Genomic DNA, 1,311 nt, shown 5'->3' with positions numbered 1-1,311 from the left:
TGTAACGTCCTAAAATAGGTTGACACAAAAAGTGTTAACAAATGAAAGAACAGGAAGTTAAGGGTTATCAAAGAAAGACCCAAAAAGATTACAGTTTAGCTTTTAAACTGGAGATCGTAGATGCTGTAGAAAAAGGCGAACTTACCTACAAGCAAGCGCAGTTTCGTTATGGCATCCAGGGACGAAGTACCGTTTTGGTTTGGTTGCGAAAACATGGTAGATTGGATTGGAAAGAATCAGAAGCCATGAAAAGAGATACGCCGAATAAAAAGATCAGGGAGTTAGAGAAAAAGCTGAAGCGTTTGGAACAAGAGAAAGAAGTCTTGAATCGAGCCATCGATATTGCCGACAGCCAGTTAAACACGGACATTAGAAAAAAGTATTTGAGCCTGTTGTCAGAAGCTACAGAACAGGCTCAAAGCGGGAACAGCGAACCGTCGGATCTGTAGCTAACGCTTTAGGGTATAGCCGTCAATACTTCTATAAGCACTGTAAAGAGCAGGAACAGAGGAAAGAACAGGAACTGCGAGTGAAGCAACTTGTTGATAGAGAGCGAAAAGTACTATCCCGTTTAGGTGGCAGAAAGCTTCACCATCAGATCAGGGATAGCCTACAAGCGCAGGAGATCAAGTTTGGGCGGGATAAACTGTTTGCCCTGCTTAAGAAGAATGGAATGCTGATATTGCCTAAGCGCAGGTACATACAAACTACGATGTCTAAACATTGGTTAAGAAAGTACCCGAACCTGGTTAAAGATATCGTTGTTAAACGCCCCGATGAAGTATGGGTAAGTGATATTACTTACCTCAAGACGGATGAAGGCAATTGTTACCTGAATATGGTCACGGATGCTTACAGCAGAAAGATAATGGGCTATGCTATAGCTGATAACATGGAAGCGGCACAAATGAAGCAGGCTTTTCAAATGGCTGTCAGAAGCAGAAAAAACAAGGATCACCCGCTCATACACCATTCAGACCGGGGACTACAATACTGTAGCGCAGAATATGTAAGTATCGCCGATCAGCATCAGATCAAAATGAGTATGACCGAAAATGGTGACCCTTATGAAAATGCACTGGCCGAACGGATGAACAGAACTTTAAAAGAAGAGTTTGGCTTAGGCAACGTACTAAAATCAAAACTGCACGCAAAATTATTAACAGAAGAAGCCATTGGTCTGTACAATAATTACAGGCCGCACTTATCTTTGAAAATGAAAACACCGCAAAGTGTTTATAAACAAAAATCCCAGCTACTCTTGTAACTGGGACTATCGTAAAATCTGTCAACTTATATCAGGACGATTCA

1 protein-coding gene and 1 pseudogene are annotated in these 1,311 nt (G+C 41.6%); both read left to right on the top strand.

Going from position 1 to position 1,311, the window contains the following annotated elements; translation table 11 throughout:
- Positions 1-41 precede the first annotated feature (41 nt).
- On the top strand, positions 42-449 hold the full coding sequence (locus IRJ16_RS22785) for a transposase (protein ID WP_194114229.1): 408 nt from the start codon (positions 42-44) through the stop codon (positions 447-449).
- Between the two features lie 32 nt (positions 450-481).
- A pseudogene (locus IRJ16_RS22780) lies at positions 482-1,267 on the top strand (IS3 family transposase); the annotation flags it as partial.
- Positions 1,268-1,311: the final 44 nt, after the last annotated feature.

Origin of the sequence: Mucilaginibacter myungsuensis (assembly GCF_015222005.1) — a bacterium.
Classification (GTDB): domain Bacteria; phylum Bacteroidota; class Bacteroidia; order Sphingobacteriales; family Sphingobacteriaceae; genus Mucilaginibacter; species Mucilaginibacter myungsuensis.
This window is presented reverse-complemented; position numbering and strand designations above follow the sequence as displayed.